Genomic DNA, 24,350 nt, shown 5'->3' with positions numbered 1-24,350 from the left:
GAGGCCGCGCAGCGGCCGTCTCGAAGGATGGGCCACAGACGTGGTGCTCGTGCCCACCCTTCGAGACGCGCTCCTTGCGGAGCGCTCCTCAGGGTGAGGCCTTAGTTGGCGCTATGGGACCAGAACGGTCTGGCCCGTGGTCTTGCGGCTCTCCAGGTCGATATGCGCCTGGGCGGCTTCGGCCAGCGGATAGTGCTGGTCGATCGAGATCTTTACCTTGCCGCTCTTCACCATCTTGAACAGCGAACGGGCGCTGGCTTCGAGATCGGCACGCGTGGAGGTGTAGGCGAAGAGGCTCGGACGCGTGACGTAGAGCGAGCCCTTGGTGTTGAGGACGCCAAGGGGAATCGGTGCGACGGCACCCGAGGCGTTGCCGAACGACACCATCAGGCCACGGGGCTGCAGGCAGTCGAGCGAAGCCGCCCAGGTATCCTTGCCGACGCCGTCGAACACCACGGGCACGCCCTTGTTCTTGGTGATCTTCTTCACCTCGGCCACGATGTCCTGCTTGGTGTAGTCGATCACCCACTTGTAGCCATTCTTCTTGGCAAGGGCGGCCTTCTCGGGCGACGAGGTCGTGCCGATCACCTTGTAGCCGCGCGCCTTGGCCCACTGGCCGAACAGCAGCCCGACGCCGCCGGCGGCGGCATGGAACAGGATCGTGTCACCCTTCTTCAGCCACGCCTTGGCAGTCCGGTCGACGAGATACTCGGTCGTCATGCCCTTCAGCATGATCGCGGCCGCCTGCTCGTCGCTGACGCCCGTCGGCACCTTCACGAGCTGGTCGACGCCCATCAGGCGCTCCTGGCAGTAGGCGCCCAGCACGCCGCAGTACGCGACGCGGTCGCCCTTCTTGAAGCCCTTCACCCGGGGGCCGACCTCGACGATGACGCCGGCAGCCTCGCGGCCGACCGCGTTGGGCAGCGGCGTCTGGTACAGGCCGGAGCGGGTGTAGACATCGATGAAGTTGAGGCCGATCGCCGTATGACGCAGCTTGACCTGGCCGGGACCGGGCTTGCCGACCTCGACCTCTTCGAGCTGCATCTTCTCCGGACCGCCGTTTTCATGAATCAGGATGGACTTCGACATCTGAATTTCTCCCCTTGCCGCGGCGACCGAGGAACGTCGCCCGCTTGCGCGCGTCGAGTATAGTGACAGGCCTTTAAGGCGCCAGCCCGGCGCGGCCTTCGACAGGAGAGTTTATGCTCGGGAAGGTCTTTCTCGGACGTCGCCGCCTCCTCGCCACGACCGCCGCGGCGGCGCTGGCCGCTCCCGCCGTCGCGCGCGGCCAGCAGGTCCTGCGCAGCAGCAAGGCTTCCTACAGCCTGAGGATGCTCACGCTCGACCTCGAACAGCCGTGGGGCATGGCCTTCCTGCCTGACGGCCGGCTGCTGATCACCGAGCGGCCGGGCCGGCTGCGGATCTTTGCCAATGGCCGGCTGGAACGGGCGCCGGTGGGCGGCCTGCCAAAGGTCTATGCCCGCGGCCAGGGCGGGCTGCTCGACGTCTGCCTGCATCCGGACTTCGCCCGGAAACCGGTGCTCTATCTCACCTATTCAGGAGAGGGCGAGGGCGGCGCCGCGACGGTGCTGGCGCGGGCCCAGTTCCGCAACAACGCCCTGGTCGGTATGCAGCGGATCTTCGAGGCCCTGCCCCGCACGTCCGGGGGGCTGCATTTCGGCTCGCGAATCGTCTTCGACCGGGCGGGCCTGCTCTACGTGACCTGCGGCGAGCGCTACCAGATGCAGCGCGCCCAGAACCTGGCGGATCTCGGCGGCAAGGTGGTGCGGCTGCGCGACGACGGCTCGGTCCCGCCGGACAATCCCTTCGTCGGTCGCGACGGCGCGCGGCCGGAGATCTTCACCTATGGCCATCGCAATCCGCAGGGCATGGCGATGCATCCCGGCACCGGCCGCATCTGGCTGGTCGAGCACGGTCCTCGCGGCGGCGACGAACTCAACCTGCTGAAGGCCGGCGCGAACTACGGCTGGCCACGCGCCACACACGGCATCGACTATAGCGGCGCGACCATCAGCCCGAACAAGAGCCTGCCCGGGATGGAAGATCCGGTGAGGGTCTGGGTGCCATCGATCTCGCCGAGCGGCCTCGCCTTCTACACCGGCGACCGGTTCCCCGGCTGGAAGGGTTCGGTCTTCACCGGCGCGCTGTCGGACAACGCGCTGCACCGCATCGAGCTCGACGGCGACCGGTATGTCGGCGAAGAGCGGTTGCTCGTCGACCTGCTTCCCTATATCCGCGACGTTCGTCAGGGGCCCGACGGCCTCCTCTACATCGTCACCCACACCGACAGTGGGGGCCTCTACCGCCTGGAGCCTGCGTAACGCCCATGCTGATCCTCGCCTCCGCCAGCCTGTCACGCCGGCAGATGCTGCAGAATGCCGGTCTCGACTTCACGGTCGAGACATCGGGCGTCGACGAGGACGAGGTGAAGCTGAGCCTCATCGCCGAAAAGGCGACGCCGCAGGACATCGCGGAGACCCTGGCCGAGCTGAAGGCGAAACGAGTCTCGATGCGGCGGCCCGGGGCATTGGTGATCGGCGCGGACACGACGCTCGCCTGCAACGGCCGCCTGTTCGACAAGCCGCCGACGATGGCAGCGGCCCGCACGCAGCTTCAGGCGCTGGCCGGCCAGACGCATGAACTCCATTCCTCGGTCGTCGTCGCCCAAGGCGGCGCGCGGCTGTGGCATTGCAACGAGCGGGCGCGGCTCACCATGCGACCGCTGCCCGACAGGTTCCTCGATGCCTATCTCGCGCGCGCCGGTGAGGCCGTCACCCAGTCGGTCGGCGCCTACCAGCTCGAAGGCGTGGGCGCGCATCTCTTCGCGAAGGTCGACGGCGACTATTTCACCATCCTCGGCCTGCCGCTGCTGCCGCTGCTTTCGTTTCTCGCCGGGCATGGCATCGGACTGGAGAACGCCGCATGAGCGCTTACGACACGCTTCTCGCCGAGGCCGCCGGCCGGCCCTTTGCCGCCATCGTCGGCTGGCCGGTCGAGCATTCGCGCTCGCCGGCGCTGCACGGCTACTGGCTGAAGCAGCACCATATCGACGGCCACTATGGCCGGCTGCCCGTGAAACCCCAGCGCGCCGCGCTGGAGGAGCTGGTCGCGTTCCTGAAGAGGACGCCGAACGCGCGCGGTTGCAACCTCACCCTGCCGCACAAGGTCGAGATCCTGCCGCTGCTCGATCGCATCGATCCCGCCGCCCGGCGAATCGGCGCGGTGAACACCATCGTGAAGCAGCCCGACGGCGTGCTGGAAGGCCGCAACACCGACGGGTTCGGTTTCCTCGAAGCCCTCAAGTACAACGCGCCGCACTGGATGCCCGACACCGGACCGGTCGTCGTGCTTGGCGCCGGCGGAGCGGCCCGCGCGATCGTCGCCAGCCTGATCGATGTCGGTGTGCCCGAGCTGCGGCTGGTCAACCGGACGCGCGAGACCGCGGTCGATCTCGCCGTCACGCTCACCCCGCCGGGCGGGCAGCGCATCGTGGTCGGCTCATGGGACGAGCGCTCCGGGCTGCTGGATGGCGCGACCCTGCTCGTCAATACGACATCCCTCGGGATGAAGGATCAGCCCGCTCTCGACATCGACCTCGCGAAGCTGCCGCACGAGGCGGTGGTCTACGACATCGTCTATGCGCCGCTGGAAACCTACCTGCTGGCCGCCGCCCGTTCTCGAGGCAACCGCTGCATCGACGGCCTCGGCATGTTGCTGCACCAGGGCCGGCCGGGTTTCGAGGCCTGGTTCGGAGTCAGGGTCGACGTCTCGGCGGCGCAGCGCCATGCGGTCGCGGCCGATCTCGGAGCCTGACCCGTGGACGACAGCAACCTGCCAGTCTCCGATCCACCAGCCGGCTACAAGCCGCTGTTCCGCACCAGCCCGTTCCTCGACCATAACGGGCCGTTTTTCTATCGCGAGAACGCCGACGGCACGTTCGTGGTGGGATTGCGCATCCAGCCCAAGCACGCCAACGCACGCGGTGTCGCCCATGGCGGCATCCTCATGACCCTGTGCGACATCTCGCTGGGCTATCGCACGACACGCAGCCAGACGCCCTCGCCGCTGATCGTCACCGCGAGCGTGAAGACCGATTTTGCGGGCTCCGCCAAGATCGGCGACTGGGTCGAGGCCCATGTCGACGTTCACAAGGTTGGCGGGCGACTGGCCTTCGCCAACTGCTACCTGAAGGTCGGCGAGGAGCGCATCGTCCACGCGAGCGCGGTATTCGCCAGGACGGGCGACCGCTCTTGAGGCTCGCCCTGACGGCGTTCCTGCCGTTTGCCCTCGGCTACTTCCTGAGCTTCCTCTTCCGCTCGCTCAATGCGGTGGTTGCGCCCGCGCTGCGCAGCGAGCTCGGTCTCGACGATGCCGCCATCGGCGTCGTGACGTCGATGTACCTGGCGGCCTTCACGGCGGCCCAGCTTCCCGCCGGCGTGGCGCTCGACCGCTTCGGCCCGCGCCGCGTGGCGCCGGTCATGCTGCTCGCGACCGCGCTGGGCGCCGTCGTCTTCGCCCTGGGGCAGGACGTCGTCACGCTCAGCATCGGCCGCGCACTGATCGGGCTCGGCCTGTCCGTCGCCCTGATGTGCGGCTTCAAGGCCAACGTCCTCTACTGGCCGATCGGTCGGCTGCCGCTGGTCAACGCCGTCATGATGACGTTCGGCGGACTGGGCGCCGCGATGGCGACGCGCCCGGTGCAGTGGCTGCTGGTCGACTTCGACTGGCGGCAGATCTTCCTGGGTCTCGGCGCCGTCACCGTCGCCGTCGCGCTCTACCAGCTGCTGGCCGCTCCCCGATACGAGCGGGGCGGAAAGGGGCGCCTGGCCGACGAGCTGCGCGGCCTGGCCGGCGTTCTCCGGACGCCGCTCTTCTGGAAGGCCGGGCTCGCGCCGACATTCTCGCTCGGCGTGTGGGTCTGCTACGCGAGCTTCTGGGCGGCGGGATGGCTGCGCGACGTGGCGCATCTCGATGAACCGTCGGTGGGCGTCGCGCTGTTTGCCCTCTCGATCGCCATCGTGCCCGGCTACTTCTTCAGCGGCATGATCGTCGACCTGCTGCACCGGCGCGGCGTGCGCGGCGGCCGGGTGCTGCTGATCTACGGGTTGCTGTTCCTCGCCATCCACGTGCCGATCGCGCTCAACGTCACGGCGGCGCCGAAGCTCCTGTGGTTCGCCTATGTGATGTTCGGCGGCATGTCGGTGGTCTGCTACGCGCTGGTGACGCGCGCCTTCGCGCCCGAGCTGGCGGGCCGGGTCAATACGACGCTCAACCTCATCTGCATGCTGATCGCCTTCGTGGTGCAGGCGGCGATCGGGCCGGCACTGGCCTGGATGGACGCAGCACATGGGCTGTCGCGCGCCGAGGCGCATCAGGTCGTGACGGTCGCGCTGCTGGCGGTGCAGGCGGTGATCTGGCTTTGGTTCGCCATGAGTCGGGAGGCTCGGGATCTGCCGTAAACAAGAAGAGCGCCGCTTTCGCGGCGCTCCTTTGAGTTCTTATCTATTCTGAGCCGTGCGGGTCGGCGCTGTTTACAGCGCCTGACTCGCGCTTGGTTACAAGCGCTGCCGCCCTATTGGTTCATCGACCCGAAGAAATCCTGGTTGGTCTTCGAGGTGCGCAGCTTGTCGAGCAGGAACTCGATGGCATCCACGGCGCCCATCGGCATGAGGATGCGGCGCAGCACCCACATCTTCGACAGCGTCGCGCGGTCGACCAGCAGTTCCTCCTTGCGGGTGCCCGACTTGGTGATGTCGATCGCCGGGAAGGTGCGCTTGTCGGAGACCTTGCGGTCGAGGATGATTTCCGAGTTACCGGTGCCCTTGAACTCCTCGAAGATGACCTCGTCCATGCGGCTGCCGGTGTCGATCAGGGCGGTCGCGATGATGGTCAGCGAGCCGCCTTCCTCGATGTTGCGGGCCGCGCCGAAGAAGCGCTTCGGACGCTGCAGGGCGTTGGCGTCGACACCGCCGGTCAGCACCTTGCCGGAGCTCGGCACGACGGTGTTGTAGGCACGACCCAGCCTCGTGATGGAATCCAGCAGGATCACCACGTCCTTCTTGTGCTCGACCAAGCGCTTGGCCTTCTCGATCACCATCTCGGCGACGGCGACGTGGCGGCTGGCCGGCTCGTCGAAGGTCGAGCTCACGACCTCGCCCTTCACCGTGCGCTGCATGTCCGTCACTTCCTCGGGGCGCTCGTCGACGAGCAGCACCATGAGGAAGACCTCGGGATTGTTGGCGGTGATGGCGTGCGCGATGTTCTGCAGCAGCACCGTCTTGCCGGTGCGCGGCGGCGACACGATCAGGGCGCGCTGGCCCTTGCCGATCGGCGCGATCAGGTCGATCACGCGGGTCGAGATGTCGAGCTGCTGCTGCGGCGTCGTGCCGGCCTTCTTGGTCAGGGTGCCGGTGCGGCGCGTGCCGACACGGCCCGACGAGGTCGCCTTCGAACCGCCGATGGCTTCCTCGGTGATGGCCGGGGCCATGGCGGCAGCACCGCCGTCGAGCTCGAGCTTCAGCTTCTCGTCGGGATAGAGCGGCGTCAGCGAGTCGAAGTTGATGCGATGGCGCAGCGCGTCGGGATCGTCGAAGTTGATCTTGTTGATCTGCACCATGGCGAAGTAGCGCTCGCCGTCCTTGGGGGCGCGGATCTCGCCTTCGACCGTGTCGCCGGTGCGCAGGCCGAACTTACGAACCTGCTGGGGGCTGACATAGATGTCGTCGGCGCCGGGCAGATAGTTGGCTTCCATCGAGCGCAGGTAGCCGAATCCGTCGGGGATCACCTCGATGGTGCCGACGCCGAAGATCGCCTGGTCGGCGGCGGCGAGCTTCTGGAGGATGGCGAACATCAGCTCCTGGCGGCGCATCATCGCCGCACCCTCCACGCCCTGCTCTTCGGCAAAGGCCAGGAGTTCGGGGGGCTTCTTCTTCTTGAGGTCCTGGAGATTCATGGGTCTTCGATCTGGTGGGGGAAATGACGCACGCGCTTGCAGCGACCGGGCGGCCGAGCCTTGAAATACAGCGCTGTGTCGTACTGGAAGGCGCCTCGTCGAGTTGCCGCCGGGGAGACGACGCCAGAGGCCCTGGGTGGCCTTTATATAAGGGCCGATTCCGGCGCTGTAAAGGCAGCCTCGTAGTGGCGGGCTACCGCATTAAGGGACCTTTGGGCCACACGGGTCAGCCCGATCTCAATAGAGAATCGGGCCTTACTTCTCCTCGGCCAGCATTTCGGCGTAGCGGAAGATCTCGGTGTGATCGGCACCCTTGCCCAGCTTGCCGTCGGCGTCGGTCCAGTAGGCCACCGCCTGCTCCAGGCCGGGCACATGCAGCTTGAGATGCGCCGCGACGTCGCCCGCGGTGCGCAGGTCCTTGGCCATCAGCGCGGTGGAGAATCCCGCCGAGAAGTTCCGCGGCACGACGAACTGGCGGCCCTTCACTTCGGTGGCGTTGCTCTTGCCGGTCGAGCTGTTGAACACGTCCACCATGGTGCCGGGATCGAGCCCGAACGATTCGCCGACAACCAGGGCTTCGCACATCGCGACCAGGCCGGCGGCCGAGAGATAGTTGTTGAGCGCCTTCAGCGCATGGCCGGCGCCGGCCGGGCCGCAGAGCGTGATGGTCTTGCCCATCGCGCCGAAAACGGGCCGCACCCGCTCGAGGTCGGCCGCCGCGCCGCCCACCATGATGCTGAGCGAGCCGTCGATCGCGCGCTTCACGCCGCCCGACACCGGCGCGTCGAGCAGGGCCACGCCCCGGGCGGCGAGGTCCTTCGCGAGCTTCTGCGTGTCCACCGGATTGGAGGAGCTCATGTCCATGACGACGGCGCCCGCCGCCAGCCCCTCGATCGCCGGGTCCCGCCCTTCGAGGATGGCCTGCCGCACGATCTTGCCGTCGGGCAGCATGGTGATCAGCGCCGCAGCGCCCTGGGCGGCGGCCTTCGCCGACGCCGTCGCCAGTGCCGAAGGATGGGCGCCGACGAAATCGGAGACCGCCTTCTGCGAGACGTCGAACACCCGCAGGGTGAAGCCGGCCTCGACGAGGCGTTTGGCCATCGGACGGCCCATCATGCCGAGACCGATGAAGGCGATGGTGGCGGGAGGCGCGAACGTGGTCATGACGAAGCTCCTGACGTGAGATCGTATTCATAGAACGGCAGGACGCGGCCGGGAATCGCATCCGACGGCTCGTTTCGCAGGAAGCGCGCGCCCATGCGCTCGTAGAACGGCGCGGCGTTCACGTCGGCGAGAATGGTCATGCGCCGGTATCCCAGCTCCCGCGCCAGCGCGACGGCGGCCTCGAACAGTTGGCGTCCCGTCCCGCCGCCCATGGCGGCAGGCTCGACGAACATCAGCGCGAGTTCGGCATCGTCGCCGTCGCGGCCCACACTGACGGTGCCGGCCGTCCGGCCGGTTCCGTCGATTGCCACCAGCACGCGGCCCTCGGCGATGCTCTGCTCCTCGACCGTGAGCGAGGGCACGCAGAGTTGCATGAACTCCGCGTCGTAGCCCCAATGGGCCTTCGAGCGCAGGCAAAGCGCGGTGAGGCCTGCCGCCTCACCGGGCCGTGCCGGCCGAGTCGCCGCCATGGTTCAGAGGCCGCGGTCCTTGAAGACGTCGCGGGCGGTCTTGAAGGCGTCGAGACTGGCGGGAATCCCGCAATAGATCGCGACCTGGAGGAAGATCTCCTTGATCTCGTCCTTGGTGAGGCCGTTGTTCAGCGCGCCGTTGATGTGCAGCTTGAGCTCGGGGCCGCGATTGAGCGCCGCCAGCATGGCGAGGTTCAGCATCGAGCGGTTCTTCTTCGACAGGCCCGGCCGCGTCCAGGCATAGCCCCAGCAGTACTCGGTGGTGATGTCCTGGAAGGCCATCATGAATTCGTCGTTGGCGGCGCCGGCCAGGGAATTGTCGACATAGGCCGCGCCCAGCACGGCCTTCCGCATCTTCATGCCCTCGTCGTAGAGCTTCTTGTTGCGCGGCTGGGGTTTGGCTTTCTTCGCCTTCGCGACAGCGGTCTTCTTGGCCATGTCTTGCTCCTCCGGATAAAAACCGGGGAGCTGTATATCAGATCGCTGCGTGGCCTGCGTGCGGCGACTGGGACGCCGAAACGGCGAGCCCCTTGGTGTGAGCCTGCCGGCAGAGATCCTCGATCGTGACGCTGTCGAGCTGCGCCATCATCTCCTCGCGCAGCTTCTCCCAAAGCGGCCAGACCACTTCATGGGCAAGCGGCGACCCGATCGACGGATCGCTGGGCTCGGTCTCGACCTCCAGATTTCGCACCACCCGCACGACCTCGCCCAGGGTGATGGTCGATCGGTCCCGCCCCAGGCGGTAACCGCCGCGCGGTCCACGCTTGCCGGCCAGGATGCCGGCCCGCACCAGATGCTGCAGCACCTGCTCGAGATACCGCTTGGGAATCCGCTGGCGCTCGGTGATGTCACCGCTGCGCACCGGATGTTCCCCGACATGGAAGGCCACGTCGAGAACCGCCTCGATGGCGAACATCGTCTTCTTGCTGAGGCGAGGCATCCCGTTCTCGTCCCCCTTCAGGCCCTCTTGAGTGAGCCGGCCGTTACTCCCGTCGAACCAAAGCCGCCCGCACCGCGCGCCGTCTCGTCGAGGGCGGAGACCTCTCGCCAGACGGCACGGGCATGCCGAGCAATGACGATCTGTGCAATTCGCATGCCGCGCTCGATGCGGAAAGGCTCCTTGCCGAGATTGATCAGGATGACGCCGACCTCGCCCCGATAGTCGGCATCGATGGTCCCGGGGGCATTGGCCACCGTGATCCCGTGCTTCGCGGCCAGGCCCGAGCGCGGACGGACCTGGGCCTCGAAGCCCACGGGCAGAGCGATCGAGAGACCCGTCGGAACGATTCGGCGTTCCAGCGGCGCCAGTTCGATATCCTGGTCGATGGCGGCCAGCAGATCGGCACCGGCGGCGGCGGCCGTCGCATAGTCGGGCAGTTGCAGGCCCTGCGCGTGGGGCAGCCGCACGATCTCGATCTCGATGCTCTCGACGCCCGTCATCGGCCCCCCGTTGAATTACTCTGCAGCCTGCTTCTTGCCTGCCTGCGCGAGATGTAGCGCGATCCGGCCAGCGAGCCGCATGGCGACGTCGCCCTTGCCGAGCGGCGGCCAGTCCTCGACCCCCAGGGCCGTGATCAGGTGCACCGTGTTGCGCTCGCCGCCGAAGGTGCCGGTGGCCGGCGACACGTCGTTGGCCACGATCCAGTCGCAGCCCTTGCGGGTCCGCTTGTCGATGGCATTGGCCACCACGTTCTCGGTCTCGGCGGCGAAGCCCACCACCAGCGCGGGCCGCCGGGGACCGGCCTTGGAGAGCGTCGCCAGGATGTCGGGGTTGGGCGCCAGTTCGAGCGCCGGCGGCGGGGCGCCTGCCTGTTTCTTGATCTTGCCGGTGGCGGGCCTGGCGGCTTTCCAGTCGGCAACCGCGGCGGCGCAGACGGCAATGTCGAGCGTCCCGGCATCGAGCCCCCCCGCGTCCAAACACGCCGCCAGCATCTGGTCGGCCGACTCGATGGGCACGACCTTCACACCCGGTGGATCGGGCACCACGACCGGCCCGCTCACCAGGGTCACGTCGGCGCCGAGCGCGGCCAGGGCCGCCGCGATGGCATGGCCCTGCTTGCCCGACGAATGGTTGGAGATGAAGCGCACCGGATCGAGTGCCTCGCGCGTCGGCCCCGAAGTGACCAGCGCACGCTTGCCGGCAAGCGGCTGGTCGCGCACCAGCATCGCCTCGATCGCCGCCACGATCTCGAGCGGCTCGGACATGCGGCCGGGGCCGAATTCGTTGCAGGCCATGGCGCCTTCGTTCGGCCCGACGAAGGTGACGCCGCGCTTCTTCAGGGTCTCGACGTTCGCCACGGTCGCGGCATGCGTCCACATGCGCACGTTCATCGCCGGCGCCGCGAGCACCGGCTTGTCAGTGGCGAGCAGCACGGTCGCGGCGAGATCGTCGGCCAGGCCGCCGGCCATGCGTGCCAGCAGGTCGGCGGTGGCGGGCGCCACGACCAGCAGGTCGGCATCGCGCGAGAGCTGGATGTGGCCCATCTCGCTCTCGTCGGTCAGCGAGAACATGTCGCTGTAGACGCGGTCCTCGGTCAGGGCCTGCAGCGAGAGCGGTGTCACGAATTTGGCGCCGGCCGCGGTCAGCACGCAGCGCACCGACGCGCCGCGCTCGCGCAGGCGCCGGATCAGGTCCAGCGACTTGAAGGCGGCAATGCCGCCCGCGACGATCAGCAGGATACGCTTGCCGTGCAACATGGCCGTCAGCCTATCACAAGAGCCGGGTGGCGACAGTATAGAGGCCGGTGGCCAGCAGCGCCCAGAACACGGCCTGGCGGAACTGCTCGACCGAAAGGCGCGAGCGGATCTGCTGGCCGAGCCACATGCCGCCGATGGCCGGCACGATCGCGGCGCCCGAAACGATCGCCCGCGGCCCGTCGAGCACGCCGAAGAACAGCAGCGAGGCCGTCAGGGTCAGGGAGGTGGCGCACAGCACCACCCCCAGGGTCTGGACCAGCTCGACCGGCTTGATGTCGAGCCCCTGGAGATAGGGCATCAGCGGGACGATCGGCACGCCGACCACGCCCGCCACGAAGCCCGACACGACGCCGATGACGGGCGCCAGCGGCTTCTCGAGATCGGCGTGGATGGTCAGTCTTATGCGGAACAGGCCGAGCGTGCTGTAGATGATCAGCACCGTGCCCAGCACCAGGAAGGCCCAGCCGGGGCCTTTCTGGCCGACCAGCCAGACGGTCAGGTAGAGCATCACCGAGAGCGGCAGGATCAGCGGCCACTGGCGGCGCACGATGTGCCAGAAATGGCCGCCGACCGATGCCTGCCAGACGTTGGTGACGACCGTGGGCAGCGCGATCAGCGCGATCGCCTCCGACAGCGGCAGGAAGAGCGACATCAACGCGATGGAGATCGCCGGCAAGCCAAGCCCAACCAGGCCTTTGACGGTGCCCGCGAGCAGGAAGATCGCCAGCCCGATGACGATTTGATCGGTGCTCACGAGGTCAGTGCCACCAGGCGGCGATGGCGGCGACCAGGGCGAGAAGAGCCACGAGCTCGGCGAAACGCGGGCGCAACCGGCCGCTTTGCGACGGCTGGTCCGCATCGCGCTCGGCCTTGCGTCGTTCGTGTTCGGCCACCACGTGCAGGCTGTCGATCAGGCGCGGCAGGCGTCGCAGGCCCTGCGCCAGATCCTCGATGGCGCGACCTGCCGTGGCGCGCGGGCCGAAATGGGTGACCATCCAGTCCTCGATCAGCGGCCGCGCCAGCTCCCAGATGTTGACGTTGGGATTGAGCTTGGTGCCCATGCCCTCGGCCATCAGCATGGTCTTTTGCAGCAGCAGGAGCTGCGGCTGCACGGTCATCTCGAACTGCTCTGTGACCCGGAGCATCTGCGCCAGCAGGCGGGCGATCGAAATCTGGTGGCTGGGCTTGCCGAAGATCGGTTCGCCGATCGAACGGCAGGCCTGGGCGAAAATCTCGAGCGACTGGTCGGGCGGCACATAGCCCGCCCGGAACTGGACCTCGGCGACGGCGCGATAGTCGCGCCGCAGGAAGGCGACCAGCAGCTCGGCGAGATAGCCGCGCGTATCGGAGTCGACCCGGCCCATGATTCCAAAATCGACCGGCACGATGGTGCCCTGGCGATCGACGAAGGCGTTGCCGCCATGCATGTCGGCATGGAAGAAACCGTCGCGGAACACCTGGTAGAAGAAGGCCTCGGCGCACTTGCGCATGATCTCGTGCGGATCGTGGCCGGCGGCGATGATGGCGTCACGATCGCCGATCGGGATGCCGTCGACCCGCTCCTGCGTCATCACGCGCTCGGCGGTGCGGTCCCAGTCGATGCGGGGGGCGCGATAGTTCGGATCGTCGGCGAAGTTCTCGCCCAGCTCCTCGGCCGCCGCGGCCTCCATGCGCAGGTCCATCTCGACCCGCACCACGTCGGCGAAGGCGCGCACCGACTCGACCGGCTTCAGGCGGCGGAAGCGCGGCTGCGTGCGCTCGACCAGCTCGGCCATCCAGTAGAAGAGGTCGAGGTCCCGCTCGAAGGCCTTCTCGATGCCCGGCCGCAGCACCTTCACGGCGACGTCGCGGCCATCGGTCGTGACCGCGAAGTGAACCTGCGCGATCGACGCCGCCGCCACCGGCACGTCGTCGAAGCTCGAGAAGATCGCGCCGAGCGGCTGGCCGAGTTCGCTTTCGATGATGCGGCGGGCCTCGGCGCCGGGAAACGCCGGGATATGATCCTGCAGGCGCGCGAGGTCGGCGGCGACCTCCTCGCTCAGCAGGTCGGCGCGGGTCGACAGCGCCTGGCCGAGCTTGATGAAGGACGGGCCCATATCCTGCAGCGCCGCCGCCAGCCGCTCGCCCGGGCGGCGCGGGTCGCGGCGCGGCGCGAAGAGACGGGCCCAGGCGATCAGCGCCGGCGCGATGCCCAGCGTCTCGAGCGGAAACAGCGCGTCATGGCGCGCAAAGCTCACCGCCATGCAGAGCAGGCGCCAGCCGTTGCGGAGTGCGCGGAACATCTAGATGCGCCAGCCCTGGTGCAGGGCCACGACGCCGAGCGACATGTTGCGCCAGGAGACGTTGGCGAACCCGGCTTTCCGCATGCGCGCCGCCAGCTCGTGCTGCGGCGGGAAGCGGCGGATGCTCTCGTGCAGATAACGGTAGGACTCGGCGTCCCGGGCGATGACCTTGCCGAAGAACGGCAGGGCGCGCTCGGAATAGGCATCGTAGACGCTGGCGACCGGTGCCGAGGTCACCTTGCTGAATTCAAGGCAGTAGAAACGGCCGCCGGGCTTCAGCACGCGCCAGGCGTCGCGCAGTGCCTGGTCGATGTCGGTGACGTTCCGCAGGCCGAAGGCGATCGTGTAGGCGTCGAACGAGCGATCCGGGAACGGCAGGTGTTCAGCATCGCCCGTCGCCCAGGTGAGCCCCTGCAGCAGGCCGCGATCGACGGCGCGGTCGCGCCCGACCTCGAGCATCGCCGGATTGATGTCGCAGACGGTGACGTCGGGCCGTTCGCCCTGACGGCGCAGCAGGCGGAAGGCGATGTCGCCGGTGCCGCCGGCCACGTCCAGCAGCTTCTCGCCCGGCCGCGGGTTCACGACGTCGACCATGGCGTTCTTCCAGAGCCGGTGCACGCCGCCCGACATCAGGTCGTTCATCAGGTCGTAGCGCGGCGCCACGCTGGCAAAGACCTCGCGCACCAGCCCGGCCTTTTCGGCCGCGGGCACGTCGCGGAAACCGAAGGAGGCACGCTCCTCCGGGGCCAGTTCCTCGAGGGTCTGGCCCTCGGGGCGGGCTGCGCTAGGATTGTCGGAGAAGGCACGGTCCATGGGGCCGCAACCTAGAGGAATCGCCATGCTGCTGAAAGACCGGGTCATCCTGATCACGAATGTCGAGAAATTCGCAGGCCACGGCACCACAAGGGTCGCCCTGGCCCAGGGCGCCACCGTTCTGGCGCACGATCCCTCGTTCGAGGCGCCGAGCGCGCGGCGCAAGTACGAGGCGGAGTTCCCGGGCGCCCATGCCCTCTCGGCGACCGAGCCGGCGACGATGGTCGAACTCGCCCTCAAGCGGCATGGTCACATCGACGCACTGGTCAACAACGACGCCTATCCCGCCCTGCGCGCGCCGCTCGGCGAGGCCCGCATCGAGGATTTCCGCGATGCGCTGGAAGTCATGGCCGTGGCGCCGTTCCGGCTGACGCAGCTCGTCGCGCCGTCGATGCGCAAGCGCAAGTCGGGCCGCATCGTGTTCGTCTCCTCGGCGGCTCCGCTGCGCGGCATCGCCAACTATGCGCCCTATGTCTCGGCGCGCGCGGCCGGCAATGGCCTCGTCTCCTCGCTCGCCAAGGAACTGGGACGCGACGGCATCACGGTGAACGCGGTCGGCTCCAACTACGTCGAGAACCCCGACTACTTCCCGCCGGCATTGCTTGCCAACAGCGAGGCCATGGCCAAGATGACGGCACAGATCCCGCTCGGCCGGCTCGGCAAGTCGGATGAGCTGGGCGCCACCATCTGCTTCCTCTGCTCCGACGGCGCCGGCTTCATCACCGGGCACGTCCTGCCTCACGCCGGCGGCTGGGCGTGACGGCCGTCAGCACCACATCGCGCAGCTTCGACAAGGCGCGTTCGATCTCAGCCTCGGGCGTTCCGGCGTAACCCAGAATGAGGCCGTGCCGCCGCACCTTGCCGGCGTAGCAGACCGAGAGCGGCTGGACGGTCAGCCCCTTGGCCGCTGCCGCAGCCGTCACGGCAACATCGTCGAAGCGTCGCGCGACCTGCGCGGCCGGACGCGCGATCAGGTGCATGCCGCCGGGATCAGGCGCCACCGTGAGCAGCCCGTCGAGGCGCTGCGCCGCCGCCTTCAACAGGGCTTCGCGGCGGCCGGCATAGAGCTGCCGCGTACGGCGAAGATGCGTGGCGAAATGGCCTTCGGCGATGAACCGCGCCAGCGCGCCCTGGCCCAGCAGCGGCGCGCGAACCGAGACGCGGTCCATGATCCGCCCCGTGGCTTCGACCAGCGACAATGGCAGGACGAGGAAGCTCAGACGCAGCGCAGGGAAGAGCAGCTTGGAGAAGCTGCTGAAGTAGGCGACGCGGCCGACGCGATCGAGGGTGCGCAGCGGCGGCAACGGCCGGCCGCTGTAACGGTATTCGCCGTCGAAATCGTCCTCGGCGATCCAGCCTTTGGTGCGCTCGGCCCAGCTCAGCAGCTCGAGACGGCGCTGCAGGCTGAGCACGGTGCCGAGTGGAAAATGATGGGCGGGCGCCACGATGGCCAGCCGCGCGTCAGGCGCAGCGGCAAGCGCAGCCTCGGGTGAGAAGCCCGACTCGTCGATGTCGACCGGCACGGCGTCGACGCCCGAATTCGCCAGCGCCTCGCGCACACCGACGAAGCCCGGCTCCTCGATCCAGGCTTGGTCACCAGCATCGAGCACGACCTGCGTGAATAGCGAGAGCCCGTGGCGGATGCCCGTGGTGACGACGACCGAACCGGGATCGCAGGTGAAGCCGCGCGCCACGCCGAGATAGGTGGCGATCGCCTCGCGCAGGCCGGCATGGCCGAACGGATGAACGGCGCTCGCCGCCTCGATGCCCGGCCGGCGCCATTCACGCTCCAGCAGCTTGGCCCACAGCGCGAAGGGAAACGCCTCGCGATCGGGCTGGCCGGTGGGAAAGGCCAGAGGCGGCCCGGCGGGAACAGGCGACGGTGTCTCGGCGAGCAGCGCCCGCGTACGACGCGCGACAGCCGGTTTGGCGACGGACTTGCCCTGCGTCGGTGCGCCGGTGCGCGGCACGGTCAGCATCTCGTCGGGCAGGTTGGCCGCGACCGACATGGCCGAGCCGGCCTGGCTCACGACATAGCCCTCGGCCACGAGCTGGTCGAAGGCCAGCACCACCGTGCCGCGCGCACAGTCGAGATCCTGCGCCAACACGCGCGACGACGGCAGGCGTGTACCGGGCTTCAGCCGGCCGTCGAGGATGGCGCGCCGCATCTGCTCGCCGATCTGCCGGTGCAGCGGCTCGGACGAGGAAGGATCGAGCGACAGGCCGAGCGGCGGGACGCGCCGGGCGCGGGCGCTCGAACGAGGTTTCAAAACTGGTCCAGTCACTTTCCACCAAACCGGCTCTTTCACCTGATCCGTATCGCGACGATGGTCGCCCCGCAAGCAACCCCTTTTCCGGTGCGCCAAAGGTCAAGCCATGAGCCCTCCCGATTCCGTCACGCCTCCCGACAGCTATCCCGTCACCAACGTCAACAAGGTGAAGCGCGTCCACGAGCGCGGCCGCTACGACAAGGAAACCATCCACGCGATCCTGGATGCGGCGCTGGTCTGCCACATCGCCTACGTGATCGACGGCCGCCCCTACTGCACGCCGACCGCCTTCTGGCGCGAGGGCAGCCACCTCTACTGGCACGGCTCGTCCGCGAGCCGCATGATCCGCAGCCAGAAGGAAGGCGTCGACGTCTGCCTCACCGTCACGCATCTCGATTCGCTGGTGATGGCGCGCTCGGGCTTCCACCATTCGGTGAACTACCGCGCCGTCATGGCCTTCGGTAAGGCGCACGTGATCGACGATCCGGAAGAGAAGCTGAAGCTGATGGACCGCTTCATCGACCGCATCTATCCCGGCCGCTCGAAGCTCATCCGCCAGCCGAACAAGCAGGAGTTCAAGGCGACGACCATGATCGGCATGGAAATCGAAATGGCGTCGGGCAAGATCCGCGACAAGCATGTCGCCGACGAAGAGGAAGACTACGCAGGCGTTCCCGCCTGGTCGGCCCTGTATCCGGTCACCCAGGTGATCGGCGAGCCGTCCGACTGCGCCCGCCAGCTTCCAGGCCTCACGCGGCCGGACGAGATGTGCGACTTCGTGCCCGGCGCGCGCCTCGACGAGGTGATGAGCAAGACCTACAAGCGGACCTTCGGCGAAGGCTGAGCCGCGCGGCGGACCCTCATGGTCTGACCCGTCGTTCTTTCGGCCTCCGCAATCGCCCACGTCACGAAGCGACTTACGCGCTCGTCGCCCGTCAGGGCGGCGGGCCAGCGCACGATATGGGCCTTGCTCGACGGCATGTCCCAGGACGACGGCAGTACGCGCACAAGCCGGCCGTCCTTCAGCGCATCGTGCACCAGCAGCGAGCGCGCCATGACAACGCCCGCTCCCTGCAACGCCGCCGAGATCGCGGTGTGGATGTTGGCGAAGCGTAACGCCGCCGTCGGCGGCTTGCCGGGGATGCCCAGCCGCTCGAACCAGACCGGCCATGACCATTCCGCGCCCTGGCCGCGGCCGGGCGTTCCCTTGTGCAGCAGCGGCAGCGTCGCCAGCGCCCTGGGATCGCGCAGCGTCCGGCCGGCCGGCAGCAGTTCCGGAACACACACCGGGAAGACCTGCTCCTGGAACAGGAGCCGCTGCGTCGAGGAGGAGCGCGCCGTCGCTGTGGGCTGCCACAAGATATGAATGTCGATGTCGGTCGCGCGCAGTTCGGCCTCGCTCTCCACGATGGTGAGTTCGACTTCCAGGCCGGCATTCGCGGCAGCAAAAGCCGGCAGCCGTCGCACGAGCCAGTAGTCCGCAAGCGCCGCTCCTACACCCACCCTGAGCCCGGACGGCATGGCAACCGCACGACAGCGCGCACGCAAATCCGAGAGGCCGTCGAGCAACTCGGTGAGACCAGCGGCCAATGTCGTGCCGGCCGGCGTCGCGCTGAGGCCGGTGCTGGAGCGATGGAGCAGCGGCGCACCGACATAAGCTTCGAGCCGGCGCAGCCGGTGGCTGACCGCGCTCTGGGTCATGCCGAGCTCGGCCGCCGCCCGCGTCATGCTGCGATGGCGGAGCGCGGTGTCGAAGGCGACCAGGGCGTCGAAAGGCGGGAGGGAGCGCATTTCCCGTATCATGAACCATATTCATGCCGAAGTGAATGCTTGGCGCTCGGGCCGGCGCGCGCGAGGCGTCATCACTGCCGTCATGAAAAGATTCCGGCGCACGCCCGCTCTCGCCCTCTCCTTCGCGGGCTTCCTCACCCAGCTCGACGTCACCGCCGTCGTGGTCGCCCTGCCGACCATCGGCGACGATCTCGGCTTCGGCCTCGCGGCCTATGCCTGGACGATGGATGCCTACAGCCTGGCCTTCACCGCCACCTTGCTCGCCTCGGGCGCGCTGGCCGACCGGCACGGGCGACGACGCGCGCTGCTGGCCGGCAATATGCTGTTCGCCGTGGCCTCGCTCGCCTGCGGGCTGGCGTGGGACGGCCCGAGCCTATGGGTCGCGCGCGTCGCACAGGGGCTCGGAGCCGCGTTCGTGATCACCGGCTCGATCGCGCTGACCGCCAGCGCCTATCCCGATCCGGCCGACCGTGCGCGCGCCTTCGGCCTCGCGGGAATCGTCTCGGGCGCGGCGATGGCGCTCGGCCCGACCCTGGGCGGTGCGGTCGCCGCCTGGTTCGGCTGGCGCTGGATCTTCCTCGCCAACCTGCCGTTCTGTCTCCTGGCCGCGTGGATCGTGCCGCGGCTCGTCGCCGAGGAGCGTGCCGACGCGGCAAGGCCGCTCGATCTCATGGGCATCGCCCTGCTCACCCTGGCGCTCGGCATCGCCATCGAGACGTTGCTGGCCGGCCGCACGACGCTGCATCTCGCGATCGGCACTGGGGCAAGCCTGGCCTGCGCCACTCTGTTCGTCATGCAGCAAAAACGCCGACCGCACCCGGTCCTCGATCCCGCGCTGCTGACCCAGCCGGCGATGATCGCCGTCGCCGTGCTGCTGATCACCGTGTCGATCGGCTATTGGGCGGTGCTGGTCTACCTGCCGCTGTTCCTGACGACGGCCTTCGGCCTCTCCACCGCGCAGGCCGGCGTCGCCCTCCTCGCAGCGACCGTGCCGATGGTCTTCCTGCCGCCGCTCGCCGGCCGCCTGGCGACGCGATGGGGATGGCGTGCGCTGTTCACCTGCGGGCTCGTGACGATCGCCGCGGGCGACCTTGCTCTGGCGCTGCAGCCCACCTGGACGATGGCACTCCTCGGCATGGCCGTGATCGCAACCGGCACGGCGCTCGTGCAGTCGCAGCTTTCGGGCGCGGTCGTCACGCTGGCGCCGCCCGCGCAAGCGGGCATGGCCTCGGCGCTCACCATTGTCATGCGCCAGGGCGGCTTCGCACTCGGGATCGCAGCGTTGGGTGCCGCGCTTGGGTTGGAACAGGAAGCGAGCGCCTACGCCTCGGTGTTCCTGCTCGCCTCCGCCGCATCCGGACTGGGTGCCGCGGCGGCGATCCTGCTTCTGCCGGCCGGTGCTACTCGGCCTTGATGCCGGCGGCCTTGATCACCTTTGCCCACTTGTCGGTGGCCTCCATGAGGATCGCGCCGAATTCCGCCGGCGTGCCCCCCATCGGCGTGCCGCCCAGCTCGACAATCCGGGTCTTGATCCTGTCGCTGGCGAGGCCGGCATTCAGTTCCTTGTTCAGCAGGGTGATGATCTCGATCGGCGTGCCCTTGGGTACGCCGATGCCGGCGAAGCCGCTGGCTTCGTAACCCGGCACGAATTCCGCCACCGTCGGCACGTCCGGCAATACCTCGAGACGCGTCTTGGTCGTCACCGCCAGCGCGCGCAGCTTGCCGGCCTTGACCTGCTGGATCGACTCCGACAGCGGCGCGAAGATGACCTGCACGTGGCCGCTGATCAGGTCGGCGACGGCCGGTGCGCCGCCCTTGTACGGGACATGGACCAGGTTCACGCCGGTCATCATCTTGAAGAGCTCGCAGGCGATGTTCTGCGGCGTGCCTTGCCCCGCCGATCCGTAGTTGATCTTGCCGGGGTTGGCCTTGGCGTAGGCGATGAACTCTGGCAGCGTCTTCGCCGGCACCGACGGATTCACCACGACGAGGTAGGCCAGTCGCGCGGAATAGATGACCGGCGCGATGTCGCGCATGAAGTCGAAGCTGAGATTGGAATAGAGCGCCGTGTTGATCGCATGCGGCGTCACGACCTGCAGCAGCGTGTAGCCGTCGGGCGCCGCCTTGGCGACCGTCTCGGTGCCGATGTTGCCGCTGGCGCCCGGCTTGTTCTCGACGATGAACTGCTGCCCGAGCCGCTCGGTCAGCCATTCGGCCATCAGGCGGCCCTGGATGTCGGTGGCGCCGCCGGCAGGAAAGCCGACAACGATGCGCGCGGTTCGTGACGGATAGGCCTGTGCCCGCGCCGGGCCGGGCGCGAACGGCAACGCGGCGGCACCGACGGCGAGATGCGCCAGAGAACGGCGACGAATTTTCATGCTTGCGGCCTCCACAGTTTCATTACGACGCGTGTACGCAACGCAACTGGATGCTCAGCTGAGGAAGCCTACATCGGTCGTGTGGGGAGGCGGAAGGGAGCAACGCTCCTATCGGAGCATCGAATCTTTTCGCTGCGCCGCAATATTTTCTGAGTGCCCGCGACGCCTGGGCCGCCCGGCCCAGGTTCACCCACTGACCTCATCCTGAGGAGCGCGCGCCGCGCGCGTCTCGAAGGATGGACAACAAGCGTGGTGTGTATAGCCCATGCTTCGAGACGGCTGCTCCGCAGCCTCCTCAGCATGAGGTGGTTATGAGTGCTGCGGATCCACCCGGGACGAACCTAGCTGAACGCCTCTTCCCAGGTGCCGCGCGTCGAGGCCTTGGAGTATTCGGTCGAGCGGTTCTCGAAGAAGTTGGTGTGCTCGATGGCGTTCAGCATCTGGTCCATCCAGGGCAACGGGTTCTTGGCGTCCGCGCGATAGATGGGCTGCAGGCTGAGCTGGGTCAGGCGGCGGTCGGCGATGTAGCGGATGTAGCGCTTCACGTCGACGGCGGTCATGCCCTCGATACCACCCTGCTCGAAGGCGAGGTCGATGAAGGCGTCCTCATGGTCGACGATGGTCGAGCAGGCAACGTAGATCTCGCGCTGCAGCTCCTCGGTCCAGACTTCCGGATTCTCCTGGATGAAAGTGCGGAACAGCTTGACGATCGAGTTGCAGTGCAGCGTCTCGTCGCGCACCGACCAGGTCACGATCTGGCCCATGCCCTTCATCTTGTTGAAGCGCGGGAAGTTCATCAGCATGGCGAAGCTGGCGAACAGCTGCAGGCCTTCGGTGAAGGCGCCGAACACGGCCAGCGTCTTGGCGATGTCGGCCTTCGAGTCGACGTTGAAGCCCTGCATGTAGTCGTACTTGTCCTTCATCTCCTTGACGGTGAGGAAGACGGAGTACTCGGTCTCGGGCATGCCGATCGTGTCGAGCAGGTGGCTGTAGGCGGCGACGTGCACCGTCTCCATCGCCGAGAAGGCGGCCAGCATCATCTGCACTTCCGTGGGTTTGAAGACCCGAGAATAGTGCCGCATGTAGCAGTTGTTCACCTCGACATCGGCCTGGGTGAAGAAGCGGAAGATCTGCGTCAGCAGGTGACGCTCGCTGTCGGTCAGCTTGTTGCGCCAGTCCTTGACGTCGTCGGCCAGCGGCACTTCCTCGGGCAGCCAGTGGATGCGCTGCTGCGTCAGCCAGGCGTCATAGGCCCACGGGTAATGGAACGGCTTGTAGATCGGTTTGGCGTCGAGGAGTGACATGGCGCGCGTGTCCAATATGTCGGGCGAATGAATGGGGTCGCTTGAAATTAAAATCCCCTGTCGCGGTCCCGAACGCCGGGAACGCGACAGGGGGACAACGCTCGTTACTGGCAGCTAAGACATTCTTCGTAGTCGTTGCTCTGAGTACCCGGCGGCGTTCCGAGCGGCAGAGAAGAGGGAGCATCGATTCTAGGCGCCGTAAGGGCATGGTCGCCGAGCGGTGCAGCGAGAGCTTCGCCGGCCACGCTTTCGGCGCGCTGGATGGAGAGCGAGCGGCAGTAGTAGAGGCTCTTCACGCCGCGCTTCCAGGCCATCATGTGGATCTGGTGCAGGTCGCGCTTGTGCACGTCGGCCGGCAGGAAGATGTTCAGCGACTGGCTCTGGCAGATATAGGGCGTGCGGTCGGCCGCGTGCTCGATCAGCCAGCGCTGGTCGATCTCGAACGCGGTCTTGAACACCGCCTTCTCGTGGTCGTCGAGGCAGTCGAGATTCCGCACCGATCCCTGGTCGGTCATGATCGCCGTCCAGGTGTCCTCGTCGTTTCGGCCCTTCTGCGCCAGGACCTTCTCGAGGTACGGGTTGCGCACCACGAAGGAGCCCGAGAGGGTCTTGTGGTTGTAGACGTTGGCGGCCGACGGCTCGATGCCCGGCGAGGCGCCGCCGCAGATGATCGAGATCGACGCGGTCGGCGCGATCGCGAGTTTGTTGGAGAAGCGGTCCTGGAAGCCGAAGTCGGCGGCATCCGGGCAGGCGCCGCGCTCCTTGCCGAGCGTCAGGGACGCCTCGTCGCACTGGGCGCGGATGTGCTTGAACATCTTCTTGTTCCACACCTTGGCCATCACGGATTCCAGCGGAATGCCGTTGGCCTGCAGGAAGGAATGGAAGCCCATGACGCCCAGGCCGACCGAACGCTCGCGCATCGCGGCATAGGTGGCGCGCGCGAAGTCGGAGCCCGCGGTGTCGATGAAGCCCTGAAGCACGTTGTCGAGGAACCGCATCACGTCCTCGATGAACGTCGGATGCTCGTGCCATTCGAGATAGGTCTCGAGATTGAGCGACGACAGGCAGCAGACGGCAGTGCGCTGCTTGCCGTGATGATCGACGCCGGTCGGCAGCGTGATCTCGCTGCACAGGTTCGAGGTCTTGACCTCGAGGCCCGCGAGCTTGTGATGCTCGGGCCGCGCGTTGTTCACGTGATCCACGAACACCAGGTACGGCTCGCCGGTCTCGACGCGCGCGGTCAGGATGCGGATCCACAGGGCGCGCGCCGAGACGGTGCGCTGCACGGCGCCGTCCTTGGGGCTGACCAGCGCCCACTCCTCGTCATTCTCCACCGCGCGCATGAAGGCGTCGGAGATCAAGAGGCCATGGTGCAGGTTCAGCGCCTTGCGGTTGGGATCGCCGCCTGTCGGCCGGCGGATCTCGATGAACTCCTCGATCTCGGGATGGTTCACCGGCAGGTAGACGGCGGCCGAGCCGCGGCGCAGCGAGCCCTGGCTGATCGCCAGAGTGAGCGAGTCCATGACGCGGATGAACGGCACCACGCCCGAGGTCTTGCCGTTCATGCCGACCTTTTCGCCGATCGAACGGAGATTGCCCCAGTAGGAGCCGATGCCGCCGCCACGCGATGCCAGCCACACGTTCTCGTTCCACAGGCCGACGATGCCCTCGAGGCTGTCATTCGCCTCGTTGAGGAAGCACGAGATCGGCAGGCCGCGTTTGGTCCCCCCATTGCTGAGCACGGGCGTGGCCGGCATGAACCACAGATTGCTGATGTAGTCGTAGAGACGCTGGGCATGGGCGTCATCGTCGGCATAGGCCGAGGCGACGCGCGCGAACATGTCCTGGTAGTCTTCGCCTGGCAGAAGATACCGGTCGGTCAGAGTGGCCTTGCCGAAGGCCGTCAGGCGGGAATCCCGGGCGGAATCGGTCACAACCCGCGCACCGCTTCGAACTTGAACGACATCAAACACTTGCGGTCCCCTTTTTCTTTTTGTCCACAGTTGTGGATAGAACACTCTGTGGAAGATACCTACATCTTGGGAGCCGTTGGCCGCTCCCCACTATCCATAGATAGTACGCACGGCGCCGACCCTGTCATTGCGAAATTTATTCCCCGTTTGTGAATCTCAAGAATGGTTGGTTAAGCACCTGAAAAGACGCGCAAAAAATCGGTTTGAAATTCTGTTTCCCGAGGGGTTTTCGGCT

At 67.4% G+C, this 24,350-nt stretch carries 23 protein-coding genes and 2 pseudogenes; 8 read left to right on the top strand and 17 right to left on the bottom strand.

Translation table 11 applies throughout. The features are described 5' to 3' along the window. Positions 1–111: 111 nt before the first annotated feature. Entirely contained in the window at positions 112–1,089 is a 978-nt protein-coding gene (locus Q0Q48_RS04435) for a quinone oxidoreductase (protein ID WP_295134612.1), read from the bottom strand. 113 nt (positions 1,090–1,202) lie between these two features. On the opposite strand from Q0Q48_RS04435, the gene Q0Q48_RS04430 reads away from it, so the two are divergent. From Q0Q48_RS04430 to Q0Q48_RS04410, 5 genes are read left to right on the top strand one after another with little or no spacing between them, the layout of a single operon-like run. Beyond that, the gene (locus Q0Q48_RS04430) at positions 1,203–2,342 is read left to right on the top strand and encodes a PQQ-dependent sugar dehydrogenase (RefSeq protein ID WP_295134609.1); all 1,140 of its coding nucleotides are present in this window, start codon (positions 1,203–1,205) and stop codon (positions 2,340–2,342) included. Between the two features lie 5 nt (positions 2,343–2,347). Then, positions 2,348–2,947, top strand: coding sequence for a Maf family protein (locus tag Q0Q48_RS04425; protein WP_295134606.1), 600 nt, complete (start codon positions 2,348–2,350; stop codon positions 2,945–2,947). After that, positions 2,944–3,834, top strand: a complete 891-nt coding sequence (locus tag Q0Q48_RS04420) for a shikimate dehydrogenase (protein WP_295134605.1) — start codon at positions 2,944–2,946, stop codon at positions 3,832–3,834. Before Q0Q48_RS04425 ends, Q0Q48_RS04420 begins: the two co-directional genes overlap by 4 nt. Before the next feature lie 3 nt (positions 3,835–3,837). Next, positions 3,838–4,275, top strand: a complete 438-nt coding sequence (locus Q0Q48_RS04415) for a PaaI family thioesterase (protein WP_295134602.1) — start codon at positions 3,838–3,840, stop codon at positions 4,273–4,275. Continuing rightward, the gene (locus Q0Q48_RS04410) at positions 4,272–5,480 is read left to right on the top strand and encodes an MFS transporter (RefSeq protein ID WP_295134598.1); all 1,209 of its coding nucleotides are present in this window, start codon (positions 4,272–4,274) and stop codon (positions 5,478–5,480) included. Before Q0Q48_RS04415 ends, Q0Q48_RS04410 begins: the two co-directional genes overlap by 4 nt. A gap of 113 nt (positions 5,481–5,593) precedes the next feature. On the opposite strand, the pseudogene rho reads toward Q0Q48_RS04410, so the two are convergent. From rho to ubiE, 11 genes and pseudogenes are all read right to left on the bottom strand, one after another. After that, positions 5,594–6,385, bottom strand: a pseudogene (rho, locus tag Q0Q48_RS28670) (transcription termination factor Rho); the annotation flags it as partial. 138 nt (positions 6,386–6,523) lie between these two features. Then, positions 6,524–6,973 (bottom strand): annotated as a pseudogene (locus Q0Q48_RS28665) (Rho termination factor N-terminal domain-containing protein); the annotation flags it as partial. A 255-nt stretch (positions 6,974–7,228) separates the two neighbouring features. After that, positions 7,229–8,137, bottom strand: a complete 909-nt coding sequence (locus Q0Q48_RS04400) for an NAD(P)-dependent oxidoreductase (protein WP_295134592.1) — start codon at positions 8,135–8,137, stop codon at positions 7,229–7,231. Next, positions 8,134–8,607, bottom strand: a complete 474-nt coding sequence (locus Q0Q48_RS04395; protein ID WP_295134589.1) for a GNAT family N-acetyltransferase — start codon at positions 8,605–8,607, stop codon at positions 8,134–8,136. The genes Q0Q48_RS04400 and Q0Q48_RS04395 overlap by 4 nt, the downstream gene beginning before the upstream one ends. Before the next feature lie 3 nt (positions 8,608–8,610). After that, a complete protein-coding gene (locus tag Q0Q48_RS04390) occupies positions 8,611–9,045 on the bottom strand; it encodes a carboxymuconolactone decarboxylase family protein (RefSeq protein ID WP_295134587.1) in 435 nt (144 codons plus the stop codon). 37 nt (positions 9,046–9,082) lie between these two features. Beyond that, complete coding sequence (locus Q0Q48_RS04385; RefSeq protein ID WP_295134585.1) at positions 9,083–9,547, bottom strand: Rrf2 family transcriptional regulator; 465 nt, start codon at positions 9,545–9,547, stop codon at positions 9,083–9,085. Between the two features lie 17 nt (positions 9,548–9,564). Beyond that, entirely contained in the window at positions 9,565–10,047 is a 483-nt protein-coding gene (gene dut / locus Q0Q48_RS04380) for a dUTP diphosphatase (RefSeq protein ID WP_295134582.1), read from the bottom strand. Between the two features lie 15 nt (positions 10,048–10,062). Then, positions 10,063–11,304: a bifunctional phosphopantothenoylcysteine decarboxylase/phosphopantothenate--cysteine ligase CoaBC gene (gene coaBC, locus Q0Q48_RS04375; protein ID WP_295134579.1), complete on the bottom strand. Its 1,242-nt coding sequence runs from the start codon at positions 11,302–11,304 to the stop codon at positions 10,063–10,065. Positions 11,305–11,317: 13 nt separating this feature from the next. Then, the gene (locus Q0Q48_RS04370) at positions 11,318–12,058 is read right to left on the bottom strand and encodes a sulfite exporter TauE/SafE family protein (RefSeq protein ID WP_295134576.1); all 741 of its coding nucleotides are present in this window, start codon (positions 12,056–12,058) and stop codon (positions 11,318–11,320) included. Between the two features lie 4 nt (positions 12,059–12,062). Beyond that, a complete protein-coding gene (gene ubiB / locus Q0Q48_RS04365; RefSeq protein ID WP_295134574.1) occupies positions 12,063–13,586 on the bottom strand; it encodes a 2-polyprenylphenol 6-hydroxylase in 1,524 nt (507 codons plus the stop codon). Beyond that, positions 13,587–14,399 (bottom strand): bifunctional demethylmenaquinone methyltransferase/2-methoxy-6-polyprenyl-1,4-benzoquinol methylase UbiE, encoded by an 813-nt coding sequence (gene ubiE / locus Q0Q48_RS04360; protein WP_295134571.1) that lies wholly within the window; start codon positions 14,397–14,399, stop codon positions 13,587–13,589. A 25-nt stretch (positions 14,400–14,424) separates the two neighbouring features. On the opposite strand from ubiE, the gene Q0Q48_RS04355 reads away from it, so the two are divergent. After that, positions 14,425–15,159, top strand: a complete 735-nt coding sequence (locus Q0Q48_RS04355) for an SDR family oxidoreductase (protein WP_295134568.1) — start codon at positions 14,425–14,427, stop codon at positions 15,157–15,159. Here the strand turns inward: Q0Q48_RS04355 and Q0Q48_RS04350 are convergent. Beyond that, complete coding sequence (locus Q0Q48_RS04350) at positions 15,119–16,669, bottom strand: PLP-dependent aminotransferase family protein (protein WP_295134566.1); 1,551 nt, start codon at positions 16,667–16,669, stop codon at positions 15,119–15,121. The genes Q0Q48_RS04355 and Q0Q48_RS04350 overlap by 41 nt on opposite strands. A 106-nt stretch (positions 16,670–16,775) precedes the next feature. Here Q0Q48_RS04350 and Q0Q48_RS04345 point away from each other — a divergent pair, with 106 nt between their 5' ends. Beyond that, complete coding sequence (locus tag Q0Q48_RS04345; protein WP_295134563.1) at positions 16,776–17,513, top strand: pyridoxamine 5'-phosphate oxidase family protein; 738 nt, start codon at positions 16,776–16,778, stop codon at positions 17,511–17,513. On the opposite strand, the gene Q0Q48_RS04340 is transcribed toward Q0Q48_RS04345, so the two are convergent. After that, positions 17,486–18,460: a LysR substrate-binding domain-containing protein gene (locus tag Q0Q48_RS04340; RefSeq protein WP_295134560.1), complete on the bottom strand. Its 975-nt coding sequence runs from the start codon at positions 18,458–18,460 to the stop codon at positions 17,486–17,488. The two genes, Q0Q48_RS04345 and Q0Q48_RS04340, sit on opposite strands and share 28 nt — an antisense overlap. Positions 18,461–18,542: 82 nt before the next feature. On the opposite strand from Q0Q48_RS04340, the gene Q0Q48_RS04335 reads away from it, so the two are divergent. Then, positions 18,543–19,874 (top strand): MFS transporter, encoded by a 1,332-nt coding sequence (locus tag Q0Q48_RS04335; RefSeq protein ID WP_295134557.1) that lies wholly within the window; start codon positions 18,543–18,545, stop codon positions 19,872–19,874. Here the strand turns inward: Q0Q48_RS04335 and Q0Q48_RS04330 are convergent. From Q0Q48_RS04330 to Q0Q48_RS04320, 3 genes are all read right to left on the bottom strand, one after another. Further along, entirely contained in the window at positions 19,861–20,838 is a 978-nt protein-coding gene (locus Q0Q48_RS04330) for a tripartite tricarboxylate transporter substrate binding protein (RefSeq protein WP_295134554.1), read from the bottom strand. The two genes, Q0Q48_RS04335 and Q0Q48_RS04330, sit on opposite strands and share 14 nt — an antisense overlap. 341 nt (positions 20,839–21,179) lie before the next feature. Then, on the bottom strand, positions 21,180–22,142 hold the full coding sequence (locus Q0Q48_RS04325) for a ribonucleotide-diphosphate reductase subunit beta (RefSeq protein WP_295134551.1): 963 nt from the start codon (positions 22,140–22,142) through the stop codon (positions 21,180–21,182). A 104-nt stretch (positions 22,143–22,246) separates the two neighbouring features. Next, a complete protein-coding gene (locus Q0Q48_RS04320; RefSeq protein ID WP_295134549.1) occupies positions 22,247–24,115 on the bottom strand; it encodes a ribonucleoside-diphosphate reductase subunit alpha in 1,869 nt (622 codons plus the stop codon). Positions 24,116–24,350: the final 235 nt, after the last annotated feature.

The organism is uncultured Reyranella sp. (assembly GCF_945957355.1).
In the GTDB taxonomy this organism is placed as follows: domain Bacteria; phylum Pseudomonadota; class Alphaproteobacteria; order Reyranellales; family Reyranellaceae; genus Reyranella.
Note: the sequence above shows the minus strand (reverse complement) of the source record. Positions and strands in the feature narration are given on the sequence as shown.